The organism is Vibrio sp. YT-18 (assembly GCF_033337345.1).
Classification (GTDB): domain Bacteria; phylum Pseudomonadota; class Gammaproteobacteria; order Enterobacterales; family Vibrionaceae; genus Vibrio; species Vibrio alginolyticus.
The window spans coordinates 1-1,228 of sequence record NZ_JAWOQO010000154.1; the positions used below are offsets into that span (position 1 = coordinate 1).

2 protein-coding genes are annotated in these 1,228 nt (G+C 45.4%); one reads left to right on the forward strand and one right to left on the reverse strand.

Translation table 11 applies throughout. The annotated features are described in order from the left end of the window. Positions 1-64 precede the first annotated feature (64 nt). Positions 65-616: a rhombosortase gene (gene rrtA, locus R7M72_RS25070; RefSeq protein ID WP_029999312.1), complete on the reverse strand. Its 552-nt coding sequence runs from the start codon at positions 614-616 to the stop codon at positions 65-67. Positions 617-619: 3 nt separating this feature from the next. Here rrtA and R7M72_RS25075 point away from each other — a divergent pair. After that, positions 620-1,228 (forward strand): tRNA-uridine aminocarboxypropyltransferase (locus R7M72_RS25075; protein WP_318056456.1); only part of this gene is annotated, 609 nt, incomplete at its 3' end.

Consider the following 1,228-nt stretch of genomic DNA (forward strand, 5'->3'; position numbering starts at 1 on the left):
ACTGAGTTTTCGTTTCCGGTTACTGCTTTCCCGAACCAGCCCCTCTTTCGTGGTTCGGGATTTTTTATCCAAATATACGGCGATGGAATCCTTTCTCTACTAATGCCATACCTAAGCCTCCCATTGCACCAAACAGGTGTGCATCAACAGCAACACGAGCGCCTATCATTGCAGCAGTGCTGGTTGAAGGGCCATAAAGTTGCTCCCATGCGATTTTCGCAATAAGTCCGGCGACTAAGAGTAGGCTACTTCTTCTGTTTTCAAACACTTCTCTGAGAGCCCAAAAACCAAACAAACCGTGTAAGACGCCAGACAAGCCGACATAGACTGACATGCTAGTCAGTAAGTTCATTGCGCCGACAAAGGCACAAAGCAAAAGAAAAACAATCGAGAAGTTGCGTGCACTAGGACGGAATATAAACGCGATAACCCATAATCCTGCCAAGTTCATTCCAAGGTGGGCAAAGTTGGTATGCGTGAAATTTCCTGTTACGATTCGCCACCATTCACCATGACGTATGTTGTAAGCGTGCCATTCGGTGAGGCTCGCCATTGGTTCGAATTGTAGTACTAAGCAGATAACGCTGATGATGGTCAGCAATGTATAAAGGTTCACTCTATGTCTCGTTATTGTTCTCAGTGTGGAAAATCGCGCAAAGCCTGTATTTGCCAATGGATCGTACCGCTAGCAAGCGGGGTTGAACTTATCATTCTTCAGCATACGAGTGAAGCGCATCGTCCACTTGGTACGGCACGGATTCTCAATTTGAGTTTAAAGAACTGTACTTGTTTGATTGGCGAGGATTTTTCTGACGACGCACAGTTAAACGCGTTACTCACCGATGAAGCGTATCAGCATTTTATCCTTTATCCGTCGGAGCAATCACAGTGCCTTTCAGACATTGCGTGTACCGAGAGCGAGCGCACAAGAAAAACACGCTTGATTTTGCTCGATGGCACGTGGAAAAAAGCCTATAAAATGTGGCAGCTTTCCACCAACTTGCACACTTTAACCACAGTAAAGCTTCCCGAGGATTTACAAGGTCACTATACAATTCGTAAAGCGCCTTCAGACAACAGTCTTTCGACAGTGGAAGCAGGGTTTTATGCGTTGAGTTTATTGGAGCCGGATAACGACTTCTCGCCGCTACTTAATGCTTTTGACAGGATGATTGAATTTCAAATCGCCCAGATGCCTCCGGGCGTATTTGAAAAAAATTATTTGAAC